The sequence below is a fragment of the Pseudomonas sp. PA15(2017) genome (assembly GCF_001945395.1).
In the GTDB taxonomy this organism is placed as follows: Bacteria; Pseudomonadota; Gammaproteobacteria; order Pseudomonadales; family Pseudomonadaceae; genus Aquipseudomonas.
Window position 1 is genome coordinate 61,697 of record NZ_MSXV01000050.1, and the last position, 21,696, is coordinate 83,392.

Consider the following 21,696-nt stretch of genomic DNA (forward strand, 5'->3'; position numbering starts at 1 on the left):
TGAACTGGCTGGCGTGACTGCGTCATGCAGTGCAACCTTGGTGCCAGTTCAAACGATCGTATTAGCCGAAAGTACTTTTCTAGAGCAGCTCTGCTGCGTCTCTTTGTGACTGGTCGGCCACTGAGCAGCAATGCCCCGATATCGACGCAGAATCGCTCATCAGCGCTTTCAGCAAGCTGTCGACACGCCTCACGCGCAATAAAAAGCCTCGATCAAAATGCCAGCATGGCGGCAGCGGCGGCGATATTAAGTGGCTGACGGAGGGCGGCGGTAGCTTTTCATCCCCCGAGGTAACAAAAATTTGTTACCACCAAAGCGGGGGTAACAAGATCGGGGATCGAAGCACGGTTGAAGGCGCCCAGAACGGGCGCCGGTAGGAGGCAGCAAATGCTGTTGGCCGCAACGGCGAGCGCCGCTCCGGGCATGGCTCAGGCCAGGCTCTTGCTGACCACCTCGTAGACGTCGGATGACAGCTTGCCGGAGGCGAGAATGCGCTCCAGCTCGGCCTTCATCAGCGCCTGACGCTCGGCGCCGTACTTGCGCCAGCGGGTCAGCGGCGCCAGCAGACGCGAGGCGATCTGCGGGTTCAGGGCATTGAGCACGATCACCTGGTCGGCCAGGAAGCGGTAGCCGCTGCCGTCGATGGCATGGAAATTCACCAGGTTCTGCCCGGCGAATGCGCCGATCAATGCGCGCACCTTGTTGGGGTTCTTCAGGGTGAAGGCCGGGTGCTCCATCAGCGCCTGCACACGAGCGAGGCCGCCCGGCAAGGTGCTGGCGGCCTGCACGCTGAACCATTGATCCATGACCAGGGCGTTGTCCTTGAATTGCTCGGCAAAGGCGTCGAGGGCCTTGCCGCGCTCGGCCTCGAATGGCGAATTGACCAGCACCGCCAGGGCCGTCAGGCGCTCGGTCATGTTGTCGCTGGTCTCGAACTGGTCGAGCGCCGCGGCCAACACTTCAGGCTTGTCACCGAGCATCAGGTAGGACAGTGCGATGTTCTGCAGCGCGCGGCGGGCGAAGTGCTCAGCCTCGGCAACATAAGGCGTGGCACGCGATACCGCGCGGTTGGCCTGGTAGCGCTGCCACAGCGGTTCGAACAGCGCATCGGCCAGTTGCTGGCGGGCGAATTCGCGGGCGCCGTGAATGGCATCGACATCGGCGATGTCGCTGATTTCGGTGAGGTAGGCCTCGCCCGGCAGCGACAGCATTTCGGCGACCATGGCCTGATCCAGCGTGTCGTCCTGCAGCAAGGTGCGCAGTGCACTGACCAGGCGCTGATCGAGCACCAGCGCTTCGCCGCGCTGGTATTGGCCGATCAGTTCCTGAAGCACCTGCACGCTGAGCTGCTGGCCGGCTTCCCAGCGGTTGAAGCCGTCGCTGTCGTGCTGCATCAGGAACATCAGCTGGTCGCGGTCGTAGGCGAAACTGAGCTTCACCGGCGCGCTGAAGCCGCGCAGCAGCGACGGCAGCGGCTTCTCGGCAACGTCGACGAAGGTGAACGACTGCTGCGCCTCGGTCACCGACAGCACGCGGTTGCCTCCCACCGCGGCGGCTTCGCCCTGCAGGCGCAATGGCAGGTCGTTGCCCTGCCCGTCCAGCAGGCCCAGCTCCACCGGGATTACCAACGGCAGCTTGCTGCTCTCGCTCTGCCCCGGCGTGGCCGGGCAGCTCTGGGTGAAGGTCAGGGTGTAGGTTTTCGCCGCGGCGTCGTAGCGGTCGGCGACCGCCAGGCGCGGCGTGCCGGCCTGGGTGTACCAGCGCTTGAACTGGGTCAGGTCGACGCCGCTGGCATCTTCCATGGCCTTGACGAAATCGTCGCAGGTCACGGCCTGGCCATCGTGGCGCTCGAAGTACAGGTCCGAGCCCTTACGGAACGCTTCGGCGCCCAGCAGGGTGTGGATCATGCGCAGCACTTCCGCGCCCTTCTCGTAGATGGTCAGGGTGTAGAAGTTGGAGATTTCCATGTACGCGTCCGGGCGTACCGGGTGGGCCATGGGGCCGGCGTCTTCGGCGAACTGGTGGGTGCGCAGGTAGGCGACGTCCTGGATACGCTTGACCGTCGGCGAGTTCATGTCCGCCGAGAAGGCCGCGTCACGGAATACCGTGAAACCCTCCTTGAGCGACAGCTGGAACCAGTCGCGGCAGGTCACGCGGTTGCCCGACCAGTTGTGGAAGTATTCGTGGGCGACGATCGCCTCGACGCGCTGGTGTGCGGCATCGGTGGCGGTCTCGGCGCGGGCCAGCACGGCGCTGGAGTTGAAGATGTTGAGGCCCTTGTTCTCCATGGCGCCCATGTTGAAGTCGTTGACCGCGACGATCATGAAGATGTCCAGGTCGTACTCGCGGCCATACACCTCCTCGTCCCACTTCATGGACTTCTTCAGGCTGTCCATGGCGTGCTGCACCTTGTCGATGTTTTCCGGCTCGACGTAGATGCGCAGGGTCACGTTGCGGGCGCTCAGGGTGGTGAAGGTGTCTTCCACGCACCACAGGTCACCGGCGACCAGGGCGAACAGGTAGGCCGGTTTCTTGAACGGGTCTTCCCAGGTCGCCCAATGGCGGCCGCCTTCTTCCTCGCCGCTGGCGATCGGATTGCCGTTCGAGAGCAGGATCGGGTACTTCTGCTTGTCGCCGCTGAGCGTGGTGGTGAAGCTGCTCATCACGTCCGGGCGGTCGAGGTAATAGGTGATCTTGCGAAAACCCTCGGCCTCGCACTGGGTGCAGAACATGCCGCTGGACTTGTACAGGCCCTCCAGCGCGGTATTGCTTTCCGGGTGGATGCGCACGCTGCTGTCGACGACGAAGCTGGCCTGGGTGGGCTGCAGGGTGAGCGTGCTATCGGTCAGTTGATAGTCGCCGGCTCCCAGTTCGCGGTCGTCGAGTTCGAGGTGCAACAGCTCGAGCTGCTGGCCGTCCAGCACCAGCGCCGGCAGCTCGGCGGACAGCGCCGGGTTGCGACGCATCACCAGTTGGGCGTGCACCAGGGTGTGATCCTCGAACAACTCGAAGGTCAGGTGGGTTTCGTCGATCAGGTAATCCGGCGCCTGATAGTCCTTGAGGTAGATGGTCTTCGATTGCTCGGTGCGCATGGGATGGCCTCTTCGAGGCAGCTACAAGCTACAGGCTGCAAGCTGCAGGTCGGATTAGTTCGGGCTGACGCTCAGTGCGTACAGCCCACGGCGAGTTGGTACGCGGTGTACTTGCGAATGTTGATGACGCCCGTGTCGAACATCAGGTACTGGCCCTTGATGCCGAGCAACGTGCCTTCGGCGATGGGATTCTTGTCCAGGTTGAAGCTGGTGATCTTCGCCGGATACGCCTCGATCGGATAGCGGATCTCCACCACGCCCTGCTCATTGAGCGGCTGCACGGCCTGCAGGCCGAAACGCTCCTGCAGCGCGGTGATGCCACTGGCGCAGGTATCGAAGATCTGCTCACGCACGTGCAGCAGGTCGACCGGCGCCGCGTCGCCCTTGAGCAATGCGCGCCAGTTGGTCTTGTCCGCCACCTGGCTGCGCAGCAGGTCTTCGACGAAGCCCGACTGCTGGCGTGTGGCGACCCGCATGATCGGCAGCGCCTGGGTGGCGCCCTGGTCGATCCAGCGCGTGGGAATCTGCGTGGCGCGGGTGATGCCGACCTTGATGCCTGACGAATTGGCCAGATAGACCACATGATCGGTCATGCAGAACTGCTCGCCCCAGCCGGGATCACGGCAGGTGCCGGCGTCATAGTGGCAGCGCTCGGGGCTCATGATGCACAGGTCGCACTGGGCCAGCTTCTGCATGCAGGGGTAGCAATAGCCCTGGCTGTAGCTGGATTTGGTCTTGCGGCCGCAATGGCTGCAATGAATGGCGCCGAGAAACTCCAGGCGCACGGTCTTGCCGATCATCGGGTTGACGGCGACCTGCTCGTCACCCAGGCGAAACGCGTACTGCACCGGCGCATCGAGCTGGGTTGCCATCTTGCTCAGGGCGCCGCGGGCTACTTCTAACATCAGTGCAGGGTTTCCGATGATTTGTACAGAATGTTGGGAATGGGCGCAGATTTCGATGCGCACTGGGAGGTGCCCATGTAACCGGTGCGCTGGTCCTCGGGCAGATTTTCGATTTCCCAGGCGATCATCGCCTGCAGGCTCAGCTCCTTCTGCTCCTGGGTGAGCTTGCGGCCGTCCGGCCACTTGCCGATCTCCACGGCCAGCTTGAGGCTTTCATACACGTCCGGGGTAATGTTGCGGATCAGTTCGACGAAGGAGGACATGGCTGACTCCAGGGCTGGAAAAGCGCTGATTCTACCCTATCTGCCCCGCCAAGCCGAGGCGCTCAGCGCCGTGCCAGCTGGCGAGCCAGCAGCCCTCCGATGGCGCCGGTGAGGCAGCCGGCGATCAACCCACCGACATGGGCAGCATTGGCGATGGCGCCGAACTGCAGCAGTTCGAAGACCCCGGTCATGCAGATCAGCAGCCAGACCAGCATGCTCACCAGCACGCCACGTGGCAGCTTGTAGGCCGCATTCGGCGCCAGCCACTGGAACAACCAGCAATGGCCGAGCAGCCCGTAGAGCACACCGGACAAACCGCCGAACAGCGCCGGCCCGCCGTAGACGTATTGCGCCACGTTGGCGGCCAGGCCGAACCACAGCGTCAGCAGCAACAACATCAGCGCGCCCTGCCGCGCCTCGATGCGCCGTCCCAACTCCCAGTACCACAGGCTGTTCATCGCCAGGTGCAGAATGCCGAAGTGCAGCAGCATGGGCGTCAGCAGGCGCCACCACTGGCCGCTGTCAATGACCTGGGCGAAGGTCGCGAAATAGATGTACTGCCCATCGATATGAAAGTCGACGAAACTCAGCCAGCGCACCACGGCGTAGTCTTCGCCGCCCCAGGTCAACACCGCGACCAGCAGGGTCAGCGCCAGCACGACCAGGGTCAGTGGGCTGCGCCTGGCCTGGGCAGCGATGCCGGGCCGCGAGCTGGCGACCGGCGCGGCCACGGGCTGCAGACTCGGGTCGCCCTGGGGCGCCCGTGCGAACAGTTCGCGTACCTGGGCGGCGATCTCTTCGTTCGGCACCCAGAGCACCTGCTCGTTGCCCTGCTCCGCGACACGGTGCGGCACGCGCAGCCTGCCGAGCAGGGTGATGAATGCCGCGAGGTCCTGTTCCAGCGGCGCACGCAGGGCGATCACCGGGCTCATCGTGCCGGCCCCGGCCGTTCGACTTCGACCCAGACGAACTTGGCCGGGTCCAGACGGGTTTCCTGGTCCAGTCGGTAAGCCACCAACTTGCCGTACATTACCGCGCTGTAGTCCAGGCAGGCGATGTTCGGGCAGATCGGCGCCGGCGTGCCGCTGCGCCAGTAGTGGCCGACGAACAGCGGCGGCTGCTCGGGGCCGTAGGTCAGCAGTTGCGCCCGGTCCTCTTCGCTGAGCGGCAGGCAGGCCACCTGCTCGGGCAACGGATCGGGCTGGAACTGCACGTCGCCGTAGGTCGACGGGTTACCGGCCCAGAACTTGGTGCGGAAGAACGAACGGGTGAAGCCGTCGCTGCTGGTCATGGTCAGCCCGCCCGGCAGGCGCATGTCGGTGCCACGCAGCAGCCGGTCGAGCACCGTGCAGGCGAAGCTGCCGGGAACGGCCGAGGCCTGCAGGAAGTGTTCGTCGATGCAGCCCCTGGGGAACTGCCCGCGCAGCGAAGCGATCATGGCCTCGTCCCAGCAGGCATGCACCACACGAAAATGGCCGGCATCGAGGAACAGCGGCATGTCATAGAACCACGCCAGCATGTCGCGCCACTCATCCGGGTAGGCCTCGAACTGCCGCAAGGTCTCGCCGATCAGCCGCTCGTGCCGCGCCGTGTGCTCACGCACGAAGGCGCGCCCGCTGCCTGGTGGCGCCGGGGTCATCCAGCCCAGGGCGTTGAATTCGTGATTGCCCATGATGCACAGCGCCTCGCCGGCGCGCACCATGTCGTGCACCAGGTGCACGGCCTCGCGGATGCGCGGGCCACGGTCGATCAGGTCGCCGAGGAAGATCGCCATCCGCTGCGGGTGCCGCCACACGCCGTCCTGGCGGCGATAACCCATGCGCTCAAGCAGGCGCACCAGGGTATTGGCGCAGCCGTGCACATCACCGATCAGGTCATAACCGCGAGACGGATCGAGCTGCATCAGTCGCCTCCGCCGAGTCGGCTACCCCAACCCAGCTTGGTACGGCAGACCTCGTAGTAGTTGTGGTCCAGCGGATGGATCAGGCACAGCTTCTGGGATTTCTTGCGTACCGTGATGGTGTCGCCCGGCGCACAGGTGAAATGGTTCTGGCCATCGCACGACACCTGCGGGTAGAGCTGCAGGTCCTTGGAGACGACGATCTTCAACTCGCTGTTGCCATCCACCACGATGGGCCGGCTGGACAGGGTGTGCGGGTACATGGGTACGACGACGATGGCATCGAGCTTGGGATGCATGATCGGCCCGCCAGCGGACAGTGCGTAGGCCGTGGAGCCGGTCGGCGTGGCTACGATCAAACCGTCGGCCTTCTGGCTGCAGACGAACTGGCCATCGATATACAGCTCGAACTCGATCATCCGGTTCGACTTGCCCGGGTGCAGCACCACGTCGTTGAGGGCATCGCCCTGGCCGATCGCCTCGGAATGCCGGCGCACCTCGGTTTCGAGCAGAAAGCGGTTCTCGGTCAGGTAATTGCCTTCCAGCACCTCGGCGACCTTGGACTCCAGCTCGTCAGGGCGGATATCGGTGAGAAAGCCCAGGTTGCCGCGGTTGATGCCCAGCACCGGCACCTTGTGGCGCGCCAGGGCGCGACCGGCGCCGAGCATGCTGCCATCACCGCCGACCACGATCACCAGATCGCAGAACTCGCCCAGATGCTTGCGCGCCGAGGTCTGCAGGCCGTGGCCCGGCAGCACTTCGGCGATGGTGTCGTCGAGAATCACGTGCAGCTGGCGCTCGAGCAAGAACTTCTTCAGGCGGCGGATGGTGTCGAGCACCTGGGTACTGCCCAGGCGGCCGATGATGCCGATATTACGAAACTGCTCCATGGGGCTCCCGCGAGGCTCTGGCTCTAATGGCCTGGATTATGGGCGAAGGCACCCTACGCCAGCAAACCCTGACGCCGACGCCAGCAAACGCCTATGCTGCAGTGATGACCCCGTTCACCGCACTTGCCGACCTGCCCCGCCACCTCAGCGAACCTGCCGTGCGTGACCTGGCCTGGACGCTGCTCTCCCCACCCCTGCTCGCCCGCACGCCCTGGCCACAGCGTCACCCACTGATCGACAGTACCTGGGCGGCCGAGCCGGATCTGCTGGCCGACTGGTTGCAGCGTCAGGACGAAAACCCGCAAGCGCTGCACGAATGGCTGTCGCGCAGCTCGGTGCGGCGCCTGGGCCTTTACTACGAGCGCCTGTGGCAGTTCGCCCTGCACGCGGCGCCCGGTATCGAGATACTGGCAGCCAACCTGCCGATTCGCCAGGGCGGCCATACCCTGGGCGAGCTGGATCTGCTGCTGCGCGATGCCAGCGGCGTGCACCACGTGGAGTTGGCGATCAAGCTGTACCTGGGTCAGCCGCCCAGTGCGCCCGAGCACTGGATCGGGCCGGGAGGCCGGGACCGCCTGGATCTCAAGCTCGATCATCTCGCCACTCACCAGTTGCCTTTGTCAGGTTCGCCGCAAGCGCGGCAAGCGTTGGCGATGCTGGCCCACGCACCGATCCAGGCCTCGATGTGGCTGGGTGGCTATCTGTTCTACCCCCATGGTCTGGATCATCCGCCACCGGAGGGGGCCGAGCCGGCGCACCTGCGCGGCACCTGGCTGCACCGCCGGCAATGGCCTGGGCTGCAGGCGCGATACCCGGATGCCCACTGGCAACCGCTGCCGCGCAACGCCTGGCTGGCACCGGCTAGGCGGCCGGTGGCGCAAGCCTGGTCCGCTCAGGACCTGCAGGCCTGGCTGGATGGGCTGGCCGCGGACGCCGGCGCGCAGTTGCTGGTCGATCTACAGCCCGATGGCAACGGCGCACTTACCGAGCGCCAGCGGATCTTTCTGGTTGCCGACGACTGGCCAATCAGCGGCACCGAACCGGGTGCGGCGCCGCCCTCAGCGCGCTGAACCCTTGCCAAGCGCCGCGCGGCGGCCCTGCAGCCCACCGGTGTGTACGAAGATCAGGCGTCGGCCGGCCTCGATCTCACCTCGGCGGATGGCATCGCGCAAGGCCAGCAACGCCTTGGCGGTGTACAGCGGCTCCAGCAGCAAACCGCTCTGCGTCTCGCACCCTTCCATGAAGGCCAGCAACTCGGCGTCCTGACGCGCGAAGCCGCCGCGACAGGCGTCCAGCAACTGGTATCCGCCATCGTCACGGCCCGCCTCGGTCAGTAGCGTACGGACCTGTTCGGGCACGCCATGATCTAGCGGTACGGCCAGGGCACCGTGCACGCAGCGCCGCCCGGCCTCTGCAATCACCAACCCGGCCAGCGTGGTGCCGGTGCCGGCCGCCAACCACCAGCCGTGGTAATAACCCCAGCCAAGCGCTGCCAGTTGCCCCGCCACCATCGCCGGTAAATCTGCACACCCCAGCGCGCCTGGCAGCCCGCCGCCCCCTTCGGGCACCGGCATGAACCCCGGATAGCGCGCCTGCCAGGGAGCCCAGAACTCGGCACGATGCCGCTCGCGATAAGCGCCATAGCCCAGCCAGTGCAGCTGCATGCCGGAGCGCTGCAGATCCTCGACGGTCGGCGTGTCCTGGGGATGGCCCCGCAGCAGGCCGACGGTGGCGAACGAGAAACGCTGCCCAGCGGCAGCCAGGGCATGCAGGTGGTTGGAGTGGGCGCCGCCGAGGCTGATGATGCCGCTGGCACGCTGTTCAGCAGCGCCGCGCAGATGGGGCGCGAGCTTGAACCACTTGTTGCCGCTGATCAGCGGGTCGATCAGGTCCAGGCGCAGCACCGCCAATTCGACACCCATCAGCCAGTCGAACCGCAGCCGCTGCAGGGGCGCCTGGGGGCGCCAGGCACTGATGGCAGCCAGTGGAATCGAGGTCATGACGATACGGCCCGGAAAAAGGCCGGGAGTGTACCAGTCCGTTGAAAAACGTAGGCGAGGCAGCAACGTACGGCTGCATGGATGCAGGAGGTAGAGCGACGCAGGAAGCCTAAGCCGAGATAGTTCTTCAGCGGCCTGTTAACCCACGGTACGCAGGCGGGCGGTCTTGTGCAGTATGCAGCAGTTGGACTCGCCAGCCACGAACCGCCCGGGCGTGTCGACTCGCTCGACGGCTACATCGCAGCGCTGGCCATCGGCCTGCAGCCCTTCGCAACGGGGCCGTTGATAATGCTCCAGCCACTGCCGGTACTGGCTCTCCGGCACGAAGCACTTGCTCGCCGCATAGGCCTGCGGGCCCGCCAGGTAGCGGTCGACATCCAGCAAAGGCACCGTCAGGTGCCCGGCGCCCGGATGGAACACCACGAACACCACGCCCTGTGCAGCCAGGCGTTCGAGCACCTGGCCGGCGCCGCGCTGGGCAGCCTCGCCCTCGCGGTGACGGGCCTGTTGCTCGGCGGCAGACTGGCTGGCGAGAATGCGCGCACGCAGCTCCTTGTCGAACTGCTCGCGCAGTATCTCGCGCTCGGTGCGGGCGTGACGCTCGGCAGCGCGCACCCGCACCGCCATTTCCTCGCGCTCGCCCTGTTGCGCTTCCCGTTGTTCGGCCAGTTGCGATTTCAGGCTCTGGTTGAGCCCTTGCTGCTGGCGCAGTGCCTGACGCAACGTCTGAACCTGCCCTTGCAGCTCGGCCAGCTGTCCACCGCTTTGCGAAACGGCGCGCGCCAGTTCGGCCTGGTGCTCGTGAGCCAGGGCGGCCAGGCGCTCACGTTGCTGGCGAACCAGCTGCGCAGCCTTCTGCCGGTAGTCGTGGGAAAGGCGCTCGGCCAGCTTTTCGGCCATGTCGCGGGATGTTTCGGGCGCGTACCATTGATCCTCGGAGGCCACCTGCAGCCGCTCGGGCGTCACGGCCGGGGTTTCCTCTTCCTGCATGAGGATGCCGAGGCCGTTGGCTCGTACCATGTCGCGCAAGGTGGCCAGATCGTTGTTGCCGGGCACCAGGCTCGGGTCCCACAGGTGCAGCTGGTGCCAGGACACCGGGCACTGGCTACGGCAGGCCAGGCGAATCGGCCCGCCGCCCAGGTCGGGGCCGCGGCCGGCACGCTCGGCCATCTGCTGCAGGGGAATGTTCCAACCGCTGTCCGGCGCACCGTCTTCGTCGAGATCCAGGTAGAAGAACACCGCCGAGCGAATCTGCAGACGGCCATTGATCACCACGTACGCGGCCCGCACCTGCTCGTCGGCCAGGGTCGGCATCTTCACCAGGCCATCGAGCAAGGTCTCGAACTCGGTGTAGAACATCTGCTTATCGATGCTGCCGTCCGGGGCGAAGAACATCACGGCCTCGATCAGTTGCGGCTTGCTCATCGATGTTCTCCACGGGGTAATGACGGTTCGCGCTGCCTTTTCGCTGGCGCAACGAAGCGCCAGCCAGGCAAGTCTAGGCGAGAACCCATTACAGGCTGTGTGACCCGGTTGGCAGTCATTCAGCCGCAGGACGAACGGCACGGTCGAACTGTGACCGGCTCGGTAGCAGCCGTCTGCTGTAGCCTGTGCACGATATTTCGGCTCGAGTTCAGCGCTTTGACTGCAGAGTGGCGAGAGCGGTCATCGGCGCGGTACCTGTGGGAGCGGGCGGGGACGCCCAGTCCATGCCCGCGATTTTTCGCGCGCATGGTGCGCTCCCACAGTGGATCAGCAAACGGCCGCTTCTGCTTTGCAGCCCCCTGTTTAATGTCGACTAAAAAGATCGTGAACGGATTCTTAGAGCGCTGCCGCCAGACGTGAGCCCTGGTTGATGGCACGTTTGGCATCCAGCTCGGCAGCCACGTCGGCCCCGCCGATCAGGTGCACCGGCACGCCACCCGCCAGCAACTCGTCCTGCAGTTCGCGCAGCGGATCCTGGCCGGCGCAGAGAATCACCGTGTCCACTGGCAATACCTGGGGCTCGCCCTCGGCCACGCGCACGTGCAGTCCCTGGTCGTCGATCTGCAGGTATTCGACGGCATTGATCATCTGCACCTGCTTGTTCTTCAGGCCGGCGCGGTGAATCCAGCCGGTGGTCTTGCCCAGGCCATCGCCAACCTTGCTCTTCTTGCGTTGCAGCAGAAACACCTGGCGCGCTGCCGGCTCGACCTGCGGCTGCACGCCCGCGACGCCGCCGCGCGCCTGCAGGGCCGGGTCGATGCCCCACTCCTTCCAGAACGCATCACGGTCCAGGCTGGTGGCCGGGCCTGCATGGGTGATGAACTCGCTGACGTCGAAGCCGATGCCACCAGCGCCAATCACCGCAACGCGCGGGCCCAGCGGTTTGCGCCCCAGGATGGCGTCCAGATAGCTGATCACCTTGGCGTGCTCGACACCCGGGATGGCCGGCGTGCGCGGCAGAATGCCGGTAGCCAGGATCACCTCGTCGAAACCGCCGGCGAGCAGATCCGCAGCGCTCACCCGGGTATTCAGGCGCAGCTCGACGCCCGTGGTCTTCAGCTTGCGCTTGAAGTAGCGCAGGGTCTCGTAGAACTCTTCCTTGCCCGGGATGCGCTTGGCCACGTTGAACTGGCCGCCGATCTCACTGGCCGCATCGAACAGGGTAACGCGATGCCCGCGCTCGGCCGCCACGCTGGCGGCGGCAAGCCCGGCAGGCCCGGCACCGACCACGGCGATGGTCTTCACCACGGTAGTGGGGATGTAGTTGAGCTCGGTTTCATGGCAGGCCCGCGGGTTGACCAGGCAGCTGGTCAGCTTGCCGCCAAAGGTGTGGTCCAGGCACGCCTGGTTGCAGCCGATGCAGGTGTTGATCTCGTCGCTACGCCCGGTAGCGGCCTTGTTGACGAACTCGGGGTCGGCGAGGAAGGGCCGCGCCATGGACACCATGTCGGCATCGCCTTCGGCCAGCACCTGCTCCGCCACCTCCGGAGTGTTGATGCGGTTGGTGGTGATCAGCGGGACCCTCACCTCGCCGCGCAGTTTGGCGGTGACCTTGGTGAATGCGGCGCGCGGCACCTTGGTGGCGATGGTCGGGATACGCGCCTCGTGCCAGCCGATGCCGGTGTTGATCAGTGTGGCGCCCGCCGCCTCGATGGCCTTGGCCAGCACCACGATTTCGTCCCAGCTGCTGCCGCCCTCGACCAGGTCGAGCATGGATAGGCGATAGATGATGATGAAGTCGCTGCCCACCGCCTCGCGTACGCGACGGACGATCTCCACCGGCAAGCGCATGCGATTGGCGTAGCTACCGCCCCAACGGTCGCTGCGCTGGTTGGTATGGGCCGCCAGGAACTGATTGATGAAGTAGCCCTCGGAGCCCATGATCTCCACGCCGTCATAGCCGGCCTGGCGCGCCAGCACCGCGCAATTGACGAAATCGGCGATCTGCTTCTCGATACCCGCCTCATCCAGCTCCTGAGGTTTGAACGGGTTGATCGGCGCTTGGATGGCGCTAGGGGCCACCTGCTTGGGGCTGTAGGCGTAGCGGCCGGCGTGCAGGATCTGCATGCAGATCAGCCCACCCGCCTGATGCACCGCCTCGGTGACGATGCGATGCTTGTCCGCTTCCTCAGGCGTGCTCAGCTTCGCCGCGCCAGCGTACACGCCGCCCTCCTCGTTCGGCGCGATGCCGCCAGTGACCATCAGGCCGACGCCACCACGGGCACGCTCGGCGAAGTAGGCGGCCATGCGCTCGAAGCCGCCAGGCTTCTCTTCCAGGCCGGTGTGCATGGAGCCCATCAGGGTGCGGTTCTTCAAGGTCACGAAGCCCAGATCAAGGGGCGCGAGCAGGTGCGGGTAGGCGGTCATGGTTTCAGTCCATCGGCGTCGGTCACGGAGTTGCCGCCACCTGCGCGGGCAGCGGTCGTATGGCTTAGAAGATAGTGAAGCAGATGCCTCTACTCAATGTTCGTAAATGACAAATCAATGATCATGAGTGACAGCGCAGCTGGCGCACTGCCCTAGGCCGAGCTACGCTGGCGACCCCTCCCTGCCAGGCGTACGCCGATGAAACCTGCTGCCATTCGCCTGGGCGATCTATCCGTTGGCTACCTGCACAGCCTGGCAGACGCCGTCGAGCTTCTTGGCCACGCCTCGCAGCCGTTGCTCGAACATTATGGCTTCGATGCCGCGCGCCTGGCCGAGCCGCGCGCCCGGCTGTCGATCCCGCGCTACATGCACCTGGGTCACGCCGCCATCGAGTTGACCGGCGAGCCGGCCCTCGGTCTGCTGATGGGCCGCTTCGCCTACCTGCACCGCCTGGGTCTGGCCGGTATCGCCGCGGGCCAGGCGCCTACCGTGCGCGAGGCGGCCCGCACCCTGATCCGCTTCGAGGCACTGTACGCCTCGAACTACCGCGGCCGCTCCAGCTTGGCCGAAGACAGCAGCGGCGCCTGGCTGCGCTTTCATTCCATCGGCCCGTACAACGCCTACAACCGCTTCGTGGTCGACACCGTGCTGGCCACTTGGCTGCAACAATTGGGCGCGCTGGCCCGCACACCGCTGACCACCCAGACCCTTCAGCTGGAGTTCACCGCGCCTGACTACGCTGAACGCTATCGGCTGGAGTTCGGTTGCGTACCGACGTTCGGGGCGGACTTCAACGGGCTCAGGCTCGATCAGCAAGCGTTGAACCTGCGCAATCCGCTGCATTGCCCGGGCACCTGGAATGAATTATTACAACTTTGCGAGCAGGAACTGCAGAAGCTGACGCGCCCGCAAAACATGCGTGATCGCGTCATCCAGCTGCTCGGCCCACGCCTGCATGGGCGAGAGCCGGACATGGACGATATCGCCCGCCAACTGCAGTTGCCGAGCTGGACGCTACGCCGCCGCCTGGGCGATGAAGGCACGCGCTTCAGCGCTATCGTCAACGAGACCCGCCGCGACCTGGCGGTTGCCTACGTGCGGGACACCGAGCTAAGTTTCGGCGAGATCGCCTACCTGCTCGGCTTCGCCTCAGCGGAGGCGTTTCAGCGCGCCTTCAAACGCTGGCTCAAGCACCCGCCCGGAGAAATGCGCCGCACACTGCGACAGCACAGCAACGCATCTGAATCTATGAAATAACTATTTTCATTTGCAGCTGCGGGTTTTACGCTTCTCATCCGTCACAATAGACAATTGATTCATTCTTGCCCGCCTGACGAGCACCTCATCGGTTTGCTCCCCTCGCTGACTACCTGGCCGGCCAAGTTTCGTTCGTACCTTACTCGCGCCCCGTGCAACGCACGAGGCGCTCAATCAAGATTGATATACATGTCCAAGAAGTCGCGTTCAAAAATCTGGTTCCTGGTGCACAGCTGGCTCGCCCTGCCGATCTGGTTCTTCGTGCTGATCGTCTGCGTCACCGGCACCCTGGCGGTGGTCAGCCAGGAAATCGTCTGGTTGGCCAACCCCGACGTACGCGCCAGTAAACCCTCGGACGATGCCGAGCTGCTGACCTTCGGCCAGGTGCTGGCCGAAATCAGGAAGGCCCAGCCGGAGCTGGTGGTGCAGTCCATCTCCCGCCCGGACGAGTCGCATTTCGCGCTCACCGCGCGGGTCAGCTACCCGGATGGCAGCAACCCGACCCTGTACGTCAACCCCTACACCGGAGCCATCCAGGGCGTGAGCCCCGAGTTCGACTTCCGCCAGTTCACCCGCGCCCTGCACGGCTGGTGGCTGGTACCCTTCACCAACGGTTTCAGCTGGGGCTGGTACCTGGTGTCGATGATGGGCATCCCGATGCTGCTGTCGCTGATCACCGGCCTCGTGGTCTACAAGAAATTCTGGAAGGGCTTCCTCAAACCGCGCCTGCGCTTCAATCAGGGCGCGCGGATCTTCTGGGGCGACTTCCACCGCCTGAGCGGTATCTGGTCGATCTGGTTCATCGCCGTGGTGTCGATCACCGGCATCTGGTTCCTGATCCAGGCGATCCTCTTCGACAACCAGATTTCCATCTCCACCGAAGGCGTGCCCGCCGTGGTGGCCCGCGAAGACGTGCCTAACGTGCGCCCCGGCGAGCCGATCCCGATGCTCGATGTGGACGAAGCCGCGCGCATCGCCATCGACAAGGTGCCGAGCCTGGACGTCAGCTTCACCCGCCTGCCGAGCAACGCCTACGACCATATCTCCGTCAGCGGGCGCGGCTGGTACCCGCTGATGTTCCAGAGCGCCTCGATCAACCCCTATACCGGTGAAGTGGCGCAGCAGCGTCTGCTCGAAGATCGCTCCAAGCTGGAGTTCGTCACCGAATCCATGCGCCCATTGCACACCGGCGACTTCGGTGGCCTGTGGGTGAAGATGATCTGGTTCTTCTTCGGCCTGATACTGAGCATGATGGTGCTCAGCGGCCTGCTGATCTGGACCAAGCGCACCGCCCAGGCCACCGCCAAGGCGATCAAGCGGCCGGCGCGCTCGCGTGAACGTGACACTGCAACCGACACTGGGGAGGTCAAGGCATGAGCAAGGCCATGGCAGCACAACCCGCTTCGCCGCTGAGCCGCTTCTGGTACAAATGGCGCTTCCACATCAACATCCTGTTGGTGCTCATCCCGCTGGGGTTCATGCCCAAGTACTTCGCCGACGTCGCGCTGTTTCGCGGTACCAGCGGCCTGGGCGAGCGCACGGCCGGTGAATTCTCGGTCGGCCCCTGGTCGATCACCCTGGCGGAATTTCGCGCCGCGCCACCAGAGCTCGACGGCCCGTCCGGCTACATGAAGACCTTCACCGGTGCGCTGTGCAAGGAGTGCATCGGCCAGGTCAAGGCCACCTACCTGCGCATCGGCAAGCCCCGTAGCCTGCGCGCTGCCGGCGGCATTTTCTTCGGCAGTGCGTATCGCATGGGCGCCACCGTGCCCTTGCCGACCCGCACCAAGCCCAACGCCGAGCTATGGATCACCATGGAGGGCTGGGACGGCTCCGTGCACCAGGCCGCCGTCCCACTCGAACAGGCATCCCCATCCACCGTCGCGTGGCTGCAGAAACAACAAGGAGGCAAACCATGATCAAACCCAACATCCTGCGCAGCACCGCAGCCATCGCCCTGCTGTCGCTGAGCGGCCTGGCCCTGGCTCACAACCCGATGTGCCAGTGCGAGGAAGTCGATGCCGAGAACATCCGCTGCACAGGCGGTTTCTCCGATGGCAGCGGTGCCGCCGGCGTGACCCTGGATGTGATCGGCTATGACGAGAGCATTCTGGTGCCCGGCAAACTGGACGACGACTCGACACTGACCTTCAAGAAACCCGAAGGCGAGTTCTACGTGCTGTTCGACGCCGGCCCCGGCCATGTCGTCGAGATCGACCACACGGAAATCGAGGCCCTATGACAGTTCAGGTCGTACGCCCCGCCGGTGCCGGTCATGAAACCCTCTACGTGCTCGCCCTGTGCCTGGCCATCGTGCTGGTGGCCGGCTCGGTGGTCGCCTGGCATGGCGAGACGGACAGCGAAACCGCCATCGCCAGCCATCAGATCGACGCCCGCCGCGACCTGACTGCCGCCGAACAAGGCATCTATGCCGACCTGCGCGTGGCCGCCGACGAGATCCGCATTCGCCGCGACGAGGAGCAGACCCTGCTGAGCCCCGCCGAGCTGGCCGACGAAGGCTTCCCGCCGTTCGTGAACGATGCCAGCGCCACCAGCCGCGGCAGCCACCAGTGGCAATTGCTGCCCGGTGCCGAGGCCGCCTACTTCGGCGCCAGCCAGGCGTTGGACGTCGCCGGCTCCCTGCTCATGCGCCTCGACGCCGAGGGTGAGCAGGCCGACGTGTGGCTCAACCGCAACACCGCCAGCGCGCCTGCCAGCCTCGAGGCGCCGGCCCTGATCGCTGCCGGCTGGCAGCAGATCGCCTCCCACTACGACGCAGGTGTGACCCGGCAACATCGCCACTGACACCTTTGACTCACTCGACAGAAGACCGCCCGCCCATGCCCATTTCCCGCTTTTTCCGCGCACGCCGCTTGCTATCACGCCTGAGCATCGGCGCGACCGCCCTGCTGCTGCTCGGTGCCGCCAGCGCGGCCGATGCCAAGCTGCGCATCGGCATCACCCTGCACCCCTACTACAGCTACGTGAGCAACATCGTCGGCGACAAGGCCGAGGTGGTGCCACTGATTCCAGCCGGCTTCAACCCGCACGCCTACGAGCCGCGGGCCGAGGACATCAAGCGTATCGGCTCGCTGGACGTGGTGGTGCTCAACGGCGTGGGCCATGACGACTTCGCCGACCGCATGATCGCCGCCAGCGAGAAGCCGGACATCGAGGTGATCGAGGCCAACGCCAATGTACCGCTGCTGGCCGCCACCGGCATCGCTGCCCGTGGCGCCGGCAAGGTGGTCAACCCGCACACCTTCCTGTCGATCAGTGCCTCCATCGCCCAGATCAACAACATCGCCCGCGAGCTCGGCAAGCTCGATCCGGACAACGCCAGGACCTACACCCAGAACGCCCGCGCCTACGGCAAGCGCCTGCGCAAGCTGCGCGCCGATGCGCTCGGCCAGCTCACCGAGGCGCCAGACGCCGACCTGCGCGTGGCCACCGTGCATGCGGCCTACGATTACCTGCTGCGCGAATTCGGCCTGGAAGTCACTGCGGTGGTGGAGCCGGCCCACGGCATCGAGCCGAGCCCGAGCCAGTTGAAGAGGACCATCGACCAGTTGCGCGAGCTGGACGTCAAGGTGATCTTCTCCGAGCTGGACTTCCCGTCCACCTACGTCGACACCATCCAGCGCGAGTCGGGCGTCAAGCTCTACCCGCTGTCGCACATTTCCTACGGCGAATACAGTGCCGAGAAGTACGAAAAGGAAATGACCAACAACATGAACACCGTGGTGCGCGCCATCCAGGATGCCGGCCAATGACCGCGGCGGAAAATCTGCACGTGAAGGCTATCGGCCCGACCCTAGACTTTCAGCAGGTCAGCCTGGTGCTGGGGCGTACGCAGATTCTCGACAACGTGAGTTTCAAAGTGCAGCCAGGCAGCGTGCATGCGCTGGTCGGCCCCAACGGTGGTGGCAAGAGTTCATTGATCAAGACCCTGCTCGGCCAGATGCCCCACCAGGGCACGCTCAGCCTGGCCTGGCAGGAAGAGGTCGGCACCATCGGCTACGTGCCTCAGGCGCTGGAGTTCGACCGCGGCCTGCCGATGACCGTGGACGACTTCATGGCCGCCATGTGCCAGCGCCGACCGGCCTTTCTCGGCCTGTCGAAGCATTATGCCAAGGCCATCGACGAGGCCCTGGCCCGCGTCGGCATGCTGGAGAAGCGTAAGCGGCGCATGGGCGCACTGTCCGGCGGAGAACGCCAGCGTGTGCTGCTGGCCCAGGGGCTGATTCCCGCGCCGCAAATGCTGGTGCTCGACGAGCCGATGTCGGCCCTCGACGAAGCCGGCATCCAGGTGTTCGAACGCCTGCTCGGCGACTGGCGCCGTGCCGGCATGACCGTATTGTGGATCGAGCACGACCTGGAGGCGGTCAAGCGCCTGGCCGATCGCGTCACCGGCCTGAGCCGCCGCGTGCTATTCGACGCACCGCCGGGTGAAGCCCTGACCCCGGAGCGCCTGCTCAGCCTGTTCTCCACCCATGCCCGCACCGTGGAGGCCGCCCAGCCATGATCGACTATGAACAGTTCCGTCTGTTGATCCAGGGCTGGGCCTCATCCGGCTACCTGCCCGCTGCGCTGGCCTATGGTTTCGTGGTCAACGCCCTGCTCGCCGGCCTGCTGATCGGCCCGGTGCTGGGCGGCCTGGGCACCCTGGTGGTGGTCAAGCGCTTCGCGTTCTTCTCCGAAGCGGTAGGCCACGCCGCGCTGACTGGCGTGGCCATCGGCATCCTCCTCGGCGAACCCTACACCGGCCCCTACGGCGCGCTGTTCGGCTACGCGCTGTTGTTCGGCATTCTGCTCAACTACCTGCGCAATCGCACGGGCCTGGCGCCGGACACGCTGATCGGCGTATTCCTGTCGGTTTCCCTGGCCATGGGCGCCAGCCTGCTACTGGTGCTGGCCGGACGCATCAACGTGCACATTCTGGAAAACGTGCTGTTCGGCTCGGTACTCACCGTCAACGGCACCGACCTGCTGGTTCTGCTGGTGGTCGGCGGCCTGGTCATGGGCCTGGCGCTGCCGCTGTACAATCGCATCATGCTGGCCAGCTTCAACCCGCAGTTGGCGGCAGTGCGCGGCGTTGCCGTGAAAACTCTGGATTACCTGTTCGTGATCCTGGTAACGCTGATCACCGTGGCCGCGGTCAAGGTCATCGGCGCGATTCTGGTCGGCGCCCTGCTGGTGATTCCGGCCGCCGCCGCGCGTCTGCTCAGCCAGTCGCTGAAAGGCTTCTTCTGGCTTTCGGTGCTGATCGCCACCGTCAGCACGCTGCTCGGCATCCTGTTGCCCATCGTGCTGGATCTGCCGATCCCCTCCGGCGCCGCGATCATCATGATCGCCGGTATCGCCTTCGCCATCGCCGCCATCGCGCGCGGCGTCGTACCAAGCTTGAAAGGGAACCTGGGATGACCCATCGACTCCACCAACTGGGCCTTGCCCTGCTCCTCAGCCTGCCGGGCCTCGCCCTCGCCAAGGACGTCAGCGTACTGGTTTCGCAGCCGATCACCTTTGGCCTGGCCAGCGACCTGCTCGACGGCACCCAGGTGCACATCGAGCGCGCCGCGCCAGCCAACCTGCCGGCCAGCCGCCAGGTATCTTACTTCGCCGGGCGTGGCGCCACCGCGCTGCAAAAGGTCGCCGTCGATGCCGACGCGGCCATCGCCCTGCGCTCGCTGTGGTCGGAAGACCCGCTCTACCCCATGGCCCGGCGCAGCAACATTCGCATCGTCGAGATCGACGCCGCCCGCCCGGTGGATGGCGCCCTGCCGGGTATCGCCATCCAGGCCGAAAGCACCAGTGACAACGACCTGGCCAGCCACCCGTGGCTGGCGATCAACAACATGGGCCGCATGGCCGACGTGATGGCCGCCGATCTGGTACGCCTGGCGCCGGAAGCCAAGGGCAAGGTCGAGCAGAACCTGGCTGCCCTCAAGCAGCGCCTGCTCAAGCTCAACGCTCACAGCGAGCGCGAGCTGGCCAAGGCCGACAACCTGTCGGTGTACAGCCTCAGTGATCGCCTGGACTACCTGATCAGCGGCCTCAACCTGGATCTGGTCAGCAGCGACGGCCGCGATGACCGCGACTGGGACGCCGACGCCCTGAAATCCCTGACCGGCGCCCTGAAAGCCGATGACGTGGCCCTGGTGCTGACCCATCGCACCCCGCCCAAGCCAGTGGCTGATGCAGTGCAAGCCGCTGGTGTGCCACTGCTGGTGCTGGCAACAGACAGCGAAGACCCGGTGGCCGAGCTGGAAGGCAACATCAACACGGTAGTCAAGACGCTGACCGAGTAAGCAGTTCAGGCTCTGTAAACGAAAAGGCCCGATGCATGCGCATCGGGCCTTTTGCTTTGATCGCGGCCGGCGTTCGCCCCAAGCCTTTCAATGAACTCAGAGTTCGGTGGCGTCTTCCGCGAACTCGGGCACGTCCTGTCCCAGCGCGCGGGACTCGAGCAACTCTTCCTGATAATCGTCCATCTCCGTTCTCCTTTCTCTCTCTCTTTGATCTCTGACCGAGTCTAAATAATCCTTGTGACCTTGCCATGACACGGATCAGCAGCCGCTGCGCTCCGCGCTGGCCTGCGACACATTACTCCCTGGCTCGACACTGCGCGTCAGCCAGACGTTACCGCCGATTACCGAGCCCTTGCCGATGGTGATGCGCCCCAGGATGGTTGCGCCGGCATAGATCACCACATCATCCTCGACGATCGGGTGACGCGGCTGGCCCTTGTGCAACTGGCCGCTCTCGTCACTGGTGAAGCGCTTGGCACCCAAGGTCACGGCCTGGTAGATGCGCACGTGGTTGCCGATGATCGCCGTCTCGCCAATCACCACACCGGTGCCGTGATCGATGAAAAAGCTGTGGCCGATCTGCGCACCGGGGTGAATGTCGATACCGGTGGCGCCGTGGGCGGTCTCCGCCGCGATGCGCGCCAGCAACGGCAGCCCTGCGCGGTACAGATGATGCGCCAGGCGGTGATAGATCACGGCCAACACGCCGGGGTAGCACAGCAGCACTTCGTCGACGCTGCGCGCCGCCGGGTCGCCGTTATAGGCGGCCACCACATCCTGATCGAGCAAGCGGCGCAGCGCTGGCAATGCGGCGGCAAAATCACGCACGATGGCGACCGCCTGGCCATCCACGTCATCGCCGGACTCACCGCGCTGGCGCGCCGCGTAACGCAACTCCATGCGCACCTGGGTCACCAGGGCATTGAGTGCGCGATCCAAGGTATGACCGACGTAATAATCCTCGCTTTCCTCGCGCAACTCCGTAGGCCCCAGGCGCATCGGGAACAGCGCCCCACAGAGGCCCGTCAAGATTGCCGCCATGGCCTGGCGCGACGGCAGCTCGCGGCCACCCAACTCAGGGTGACGGCCCGAGCGGTTGCGCCATTCGGCACGCGCCGCGCGCAGGCCGGCCACGGTCTGCTCCAGGTCCCAATTGACGGGCCGGGAGCAGTAATCAACCTCGGCGCCATCGTCATTGCGGATGGCAAACTCGCCGTTCATCGACACCT

Annotated in this window: 20 protein-coding genes; 10 read left to right on the top strand and 10 right to left on the bottom strand. The window is 65.2% G+C overall.

Annotated features, from left to right (window positions below; genetic code table 11):
- Window positions 1-428 precede the first annotated feature (428 nt).
- From pepN to BVH03_RS15945, 6 genes are all read right to left on the bottom strand, one after another.
- The gene (gene pepN, locus BVH03_RS15920; RefSeq protein WP_075962081.1) at window positions 429-3,092 is read right to left on the bottom strand and encodes an aminopeptidase N; all 2,664 of its coding nucleotides are present in this window, start codon (window positions 3,090-3,092) and stop codon (window positions 429-431) included.
- Window positions 3,093-3,163: 71 nt separating this feature from the next.
- Window positions 3,164-3,997, bottom strand: coding sequence for a DUF2797 domain-containing protein (locus BVH03_RS15925; protein ID WP_075962082.1), 834 nt, complete (start codon window positions 3,995-3,997; stop codon window positions 3,164-3,166).
- Window positions 3,997-4,260: a YeaC family protein gene (locus BVH03_RS15930; protein WP_075962083.1), complete on the bottom strand. Its 264-nt coding sequence runs from the start codon at window positions 4,258-4,260 to the stop codon at window positions 3,997-3,999. Before BVH03_RS15930 ends, BVH03_RS15925 begins: the two co-directional genes overlap by 1 nt.
- Window positions 4,261-4,322: 62 nt before the next feature.
- Complete coding sequence (locus BVH03_RS15935) at window positions 4,323-5,192, bottom strand: rhomboid family intramembrane serine protease (protein WP_075962084.1); 870 nt, start codon at window positions 5,190-5,192, stop codon at window positions 4,323-4,325.
- Window positions 5,189-6,163, bottom strand: coding sequence for a metallophosphoesterase (locus BVH03_RS15940; protein WP_075962085.1), 975 nt, complete (start codon window positions 6,161-6,163; stop codon window positions 5,189-5,191). Before BVH03_RS15940 ends, BVH03_RS15935 begins: the two co-directional genes overlap by 4 nt.
- Window positions 6,163-7,050 (bottom strand): NAD(+) kinase, encoded by an 888-nt coding sequence (locus tag BVH03_RS15945; protein WP_073268818.1) that lies wholly within the window; start codon window positions 7,048-7,050, stop codon window positions 6,163-6,165. The genes BVH03_RS15940 and BVH03_RS15945 overlap by 1 nt, the downstream gene beginning before the upstream one ends.
- Window positions 7,051-7,088: 38 nt before the next feature.
- On the opposite strand from BVH03_RS15945, the gene BVH03_RS15950 reads away from it, so the two are divergent.
- The gene (locus tag BVH03_RS15950) at window positions 7,089-8,120 is read left to right on the top strand and encodes a DUF1853 family protein (RefSeq protein ID WP_083640088.1); all 1,032 of its coding nucleotides are present in this window, start codon (window positions 7,089-7,091) and stop codon (window positions 8,118-8,120) included.
- Here the strand turns inward: BVH03_RS15950 and BVH03_RS15955 are convergent.
- The 3 genes from BVH03_RS15955 to BVH03_RS15965 form a co-directional block, all read right to left on the bottom strand.
- Complete coding sequence (locus tag BVH03_RS15955; RefSeq protein ID WP_075962086.1) at window positions 8,109-9,050, bottom strand: 1-aminocyclopropane-1-carboxylate deaminase/D-cysteine desulfhydrase; 942 nt, start codon at window positions 9,048-9,050, stop codon at window positions 8,109-8,111. The two genes, BVH03_RS15950 and BVH03_RS15955, sit on opposite strands and share 12 nt — an antisense overlap.
- A gap of 138 nt (window positions 9,051-9,188) precedes the next feature.
- Entirely contained in the window at window positions 9,189-10,475 is a 1,287-nt protein-coding gene (locus BVH03_RS15960; protein ID WP_075962087.1) for a chromosome partitioning protein ParA, read from the bottom strand.
- 396 nt (window positions 10,476-10,871) lie between these two features.
- Entirely contained in the window at window positions 10,872-12,902 is a 2,031-nt protein-coding gene (locus tag BVH03_RS15965; RefSeq protein WP_075962088.1) for an NADPH-dependent 2,4-dienoyl-CoA reductase, read from the bottom strand.
- 198 nt (window positions 12,903-13,100) lie between these two features.
- Between BVH03_RS15965 and BVH03_RS15970 the strand changes: the two genes are divergently transcribed.
- The 9 genes from BVH03_RS15970 (at window position 13,101) to BVH03_RS16010 (ending at window position 20,467) form a co-directional block, all read left to right on the top strand.
- The gene (locus BVH03_RS15970) at window positions 13,101-14,159 is read left to right on the top strand and encodes an AraC family transcriptional regulator (protein ID WP_075962089.1); all 1,059 of its coding nucleotides are present in this window, start codon (window positions 13,101-13,103) and stop codon (window positions 14,157-14,159) included.
- A gap of 189 nt (window positions 14,160-14,348) precedes the next feature.
- The gene (locus BVH03_RS15975; RefSeq protein ID WP_075962090.1) at window positions 14,349-15,536 is read left to right on the top strand and encodes a PepSY domain-containing protein; all 1,188 of its coding nucleotides are present in this window, start codon (window positions 14,349-14,351) and stop codon (window positions 15,534-15,536) included.
- On the top strand, window positions 15,533-16,078 hold the full coding sequence (locus BVH03_RS15980; RefSeq protein WP_075962091.1) for a thiamine pyrophosphate-binding protein: 546 nt from the start codon (window positions 15,533-15,535) through the stop codon (window positions 16,076-16,078). The genes BVH03_RS15975 and BVH03_RS15980 overlap by 4 nt, the downstream gene beginning before the upstream one ends.
- Complete coding sequence (locus tag BVH03_RS15985) at window positions 16,075-16,401, top strand: hypothetical protein (protein WP_075962092.1); 327 nt, start codon at window positions 16,075-16,077, stop codon at window positions 16,399-16,401. Before BVH03_RS15980 ends, BVH03_RS15985 begins: the two co-directional genes overlap by 4 nt.
- A complete protein-coding gene (locus BVH03_RS15990; RefSeq protein WP_075962093.1) occupies window positions 16,398-16,964 on the top strand; it encodes a DUF6162 family protein in 567 nt (188 codons plus the stop codon). The genes BVH03_RS15985 and BVH03_RS15990 overlap by 4 nt, the downstream gene beginning before the upstream one ends.
- 35 nt (window positions 16,965-16,999) lie before the next feature.
- Window positions 17,000-17,932: a metal ABC transporter substrate-binding protein gene (locus BVH03_RS15995; RefSeq protein WP_075962094.1), complete on the top strand. Its 933-nt coding sequence runs from the start codon at window positions 17,000-17,002 to the stop codon at window positions 17,930-17,932.
- Window positions 17,929-18,684: a metal ABC transporter ATP-binding protein gene (locus tag BVH03_RS16000; protein WP_075962095.1), complete on the top strand. Its 756-nt coding sequence runs from the start codon at window positions 17,929-17,931 to the stop codon at window positions 18,682-18,684. Before BVH03_RS15995 ends, BVH03_RS16000 begins: the two co-directional genes overlap by 4 nt.
- Window positions 18,681-19,583 carry a metal ABC transporter permease gene (locus BVH03_RS16005; RefSeq protein ID WP_168175632.1) on the top strand — a complete coding sequence of 301 codons (903 nt, stop codon included), beginning with the start codon at window positions 18,681-18,683 and terminating at the stop codon, window positions 19,581-19,583. Before BVH03_RS16000 ends, BVH03_RS16005 begins: the two co-directional genes overlap by 4 nt.
- Window positions 19,580-20,467 (top strand): metal ABC transporter solute-binding protein, Zn/Mn family, encoded by an 888-nt coding sequence (locus tag BVH03_RS16010; RefSeq protein WP_075962096.1) that lies wholly within the window; start codon window positions 19,580-19,582, stop codon window positions 20,465-20,467. The genes BVH03_RS16005 and BVH03_RS16010 overlap by 4 nt, the downstream gene beginning before the upstream one ends.
- 258 nt (window positions 20,468-20,725) lie before the next feature.
- On the opposite strand, the gene epsC is transcribed toward BVH03_RS16010, so the two are convergent.
- A complete protein-coding gene (gene epsC / locus BVH03_RS16015) occupies window positions 20,726-21,688 on the bottom strand; it encodes a serine O-acetyltransferase EpsC (protein WP_256574718.1) in 963 nt (320 codons plus the stop codon).
- Window positions 21,689-21,696 lie beyond the last annotated feature (8 nt).

Coding starts and splice junctions, on each gene's coding strand:
- BVH03_RS15940 (WP_075962085.1), bottom strand. CDS start 6,163: ATGCAGCTCGATCCGTCTCGCGGTTATGACCTGATCGGTGATGTGCAC.
- BVH03_RS15955 (WP_075962086.1), bottom strand. CDS start 9,050: ATGACCTCGATTCCACTGGCTGCCATCAGTGCCTGGCGCCCCCAGGCG.
- BVH03_RS15965 (WP_075962088.1), bottom strand. CDS start 12,902: ATGACCGCCTACCCGCACCTGCTCGCGCCCCTTGATCTGGGCTTCGTG.
- BVH03_RS15930 (WP_075962083.1), bottom strand. CDS start 4,260: ATGTCCTCCTTCGTCGAACTGATCCGCAACATTACCCCGGACGTGTAT.
- epsC (WP_256574718.1), bottom strand. CDS start 21,688: ATGAACGGCGAGTTTGCCATCCGCAATGACGATGGCGCCGAGGTTGAT.
- BVH03_RS16010 (WP_075962096.1), top strand. CDS start 19,580: ATGACCCATCGACTCCACCAACTGGGCCTTGCCCTGCTCCTCAGCCTG.
- BVH03_RS15995 (WP_075962094.1), top strand. CDS start 17,000: ATGCCCATTTCCCGCTTTTTCCGCGCACGCCGCTTGCTATCACGCCTG.
- BVH03_RS15980 (WP_075962091.1), top strand. CDS start 15,533: ATGAGCAAGGCCATGGCAGCACAACCCGCTTCGCCGCTGAGCCGCTTC.
- BVH03_RS15975 (WP_075962090.1), top strand. CDS start 14,349: ATGTCCAAGAAGTCGCGTTCAAAAATCTGGTTCCTGGTGCACAGCTGG.
- BVH03_RS15925 (WP_075962082.1), bottom strand. CDS start 3,997: ATGTTAGAAGTAGCCCGCGGCGCCCTGAGCAAGATGGCAACCCAGCTC.
- BVH03_RS15935 (WP_075962084.1), bottom strand. CDS start 5,192: ATGAGCCCGGTGATCGCCCTGCGTGCGCCGCTGGAACAGGACCTCGCG.
- BVH03_RS15970 (WP_075962089.1), top strand. CDS start 13,101: ATGAAACCTGCTGCCATTCGCCTGGGCGATCTATCCGTTGGCTACCTG.
- BVH03_RS15985 (WP_075962092.1), top strand. CDS start 16,075: ATGATCAAACCCAACATCCTGCGCAGCACCGCAGCCATCGCCCTGCTG.
- BVH03_RS16000 (WP_075962095.1), top strand. CDS start 17,929: ATGACCGCGGCGGAAAATCTGCACGTGAAGGCTATCGGCCCGACCCTA.
- BVH03_RS15950 (WP_083640088.1), top strand. CDS start 7,089: ATGGGCGAAGGCACCCTACGCCAGCAAACCCTGACGCCGACGCCAGCA.
- BVH03_RS15960 (WP_075962087.1), bottom strand. CDS start 10,475: ATGAGCAAGCCGCAACTGATCGAGGCCGTGATGTTCTTCGCCCCGGAC.
- pepN (WP_075962081.1), bottom strand. CDS start 3,092: ATGCGCACCGAGCAATCGAAGACCATCTACCTCAAGGACTATCAGGCG.
- BVH03_RS15990 (WP_075962093.1), top strand. CDS start 16,398: ATGACAGTTCAGGTCGTACGCCCCGCCGGTGCCGGTCATGAAACCCTC.
- BVH03_RS16005 (WP_168175632.1), top strand. CDS start 18,681: ATGATCGACTATGAACAGTTCCGTCTGTTGATCCAGGGCTGGGCCTCA.
- BVH03_RS15945 (WP_073268818.1), bottom strand. CDS start 7,050: ATGGAGCAGTTTCGTAATATCGGCATCATCGGCCGCCTGGGCAGTACC.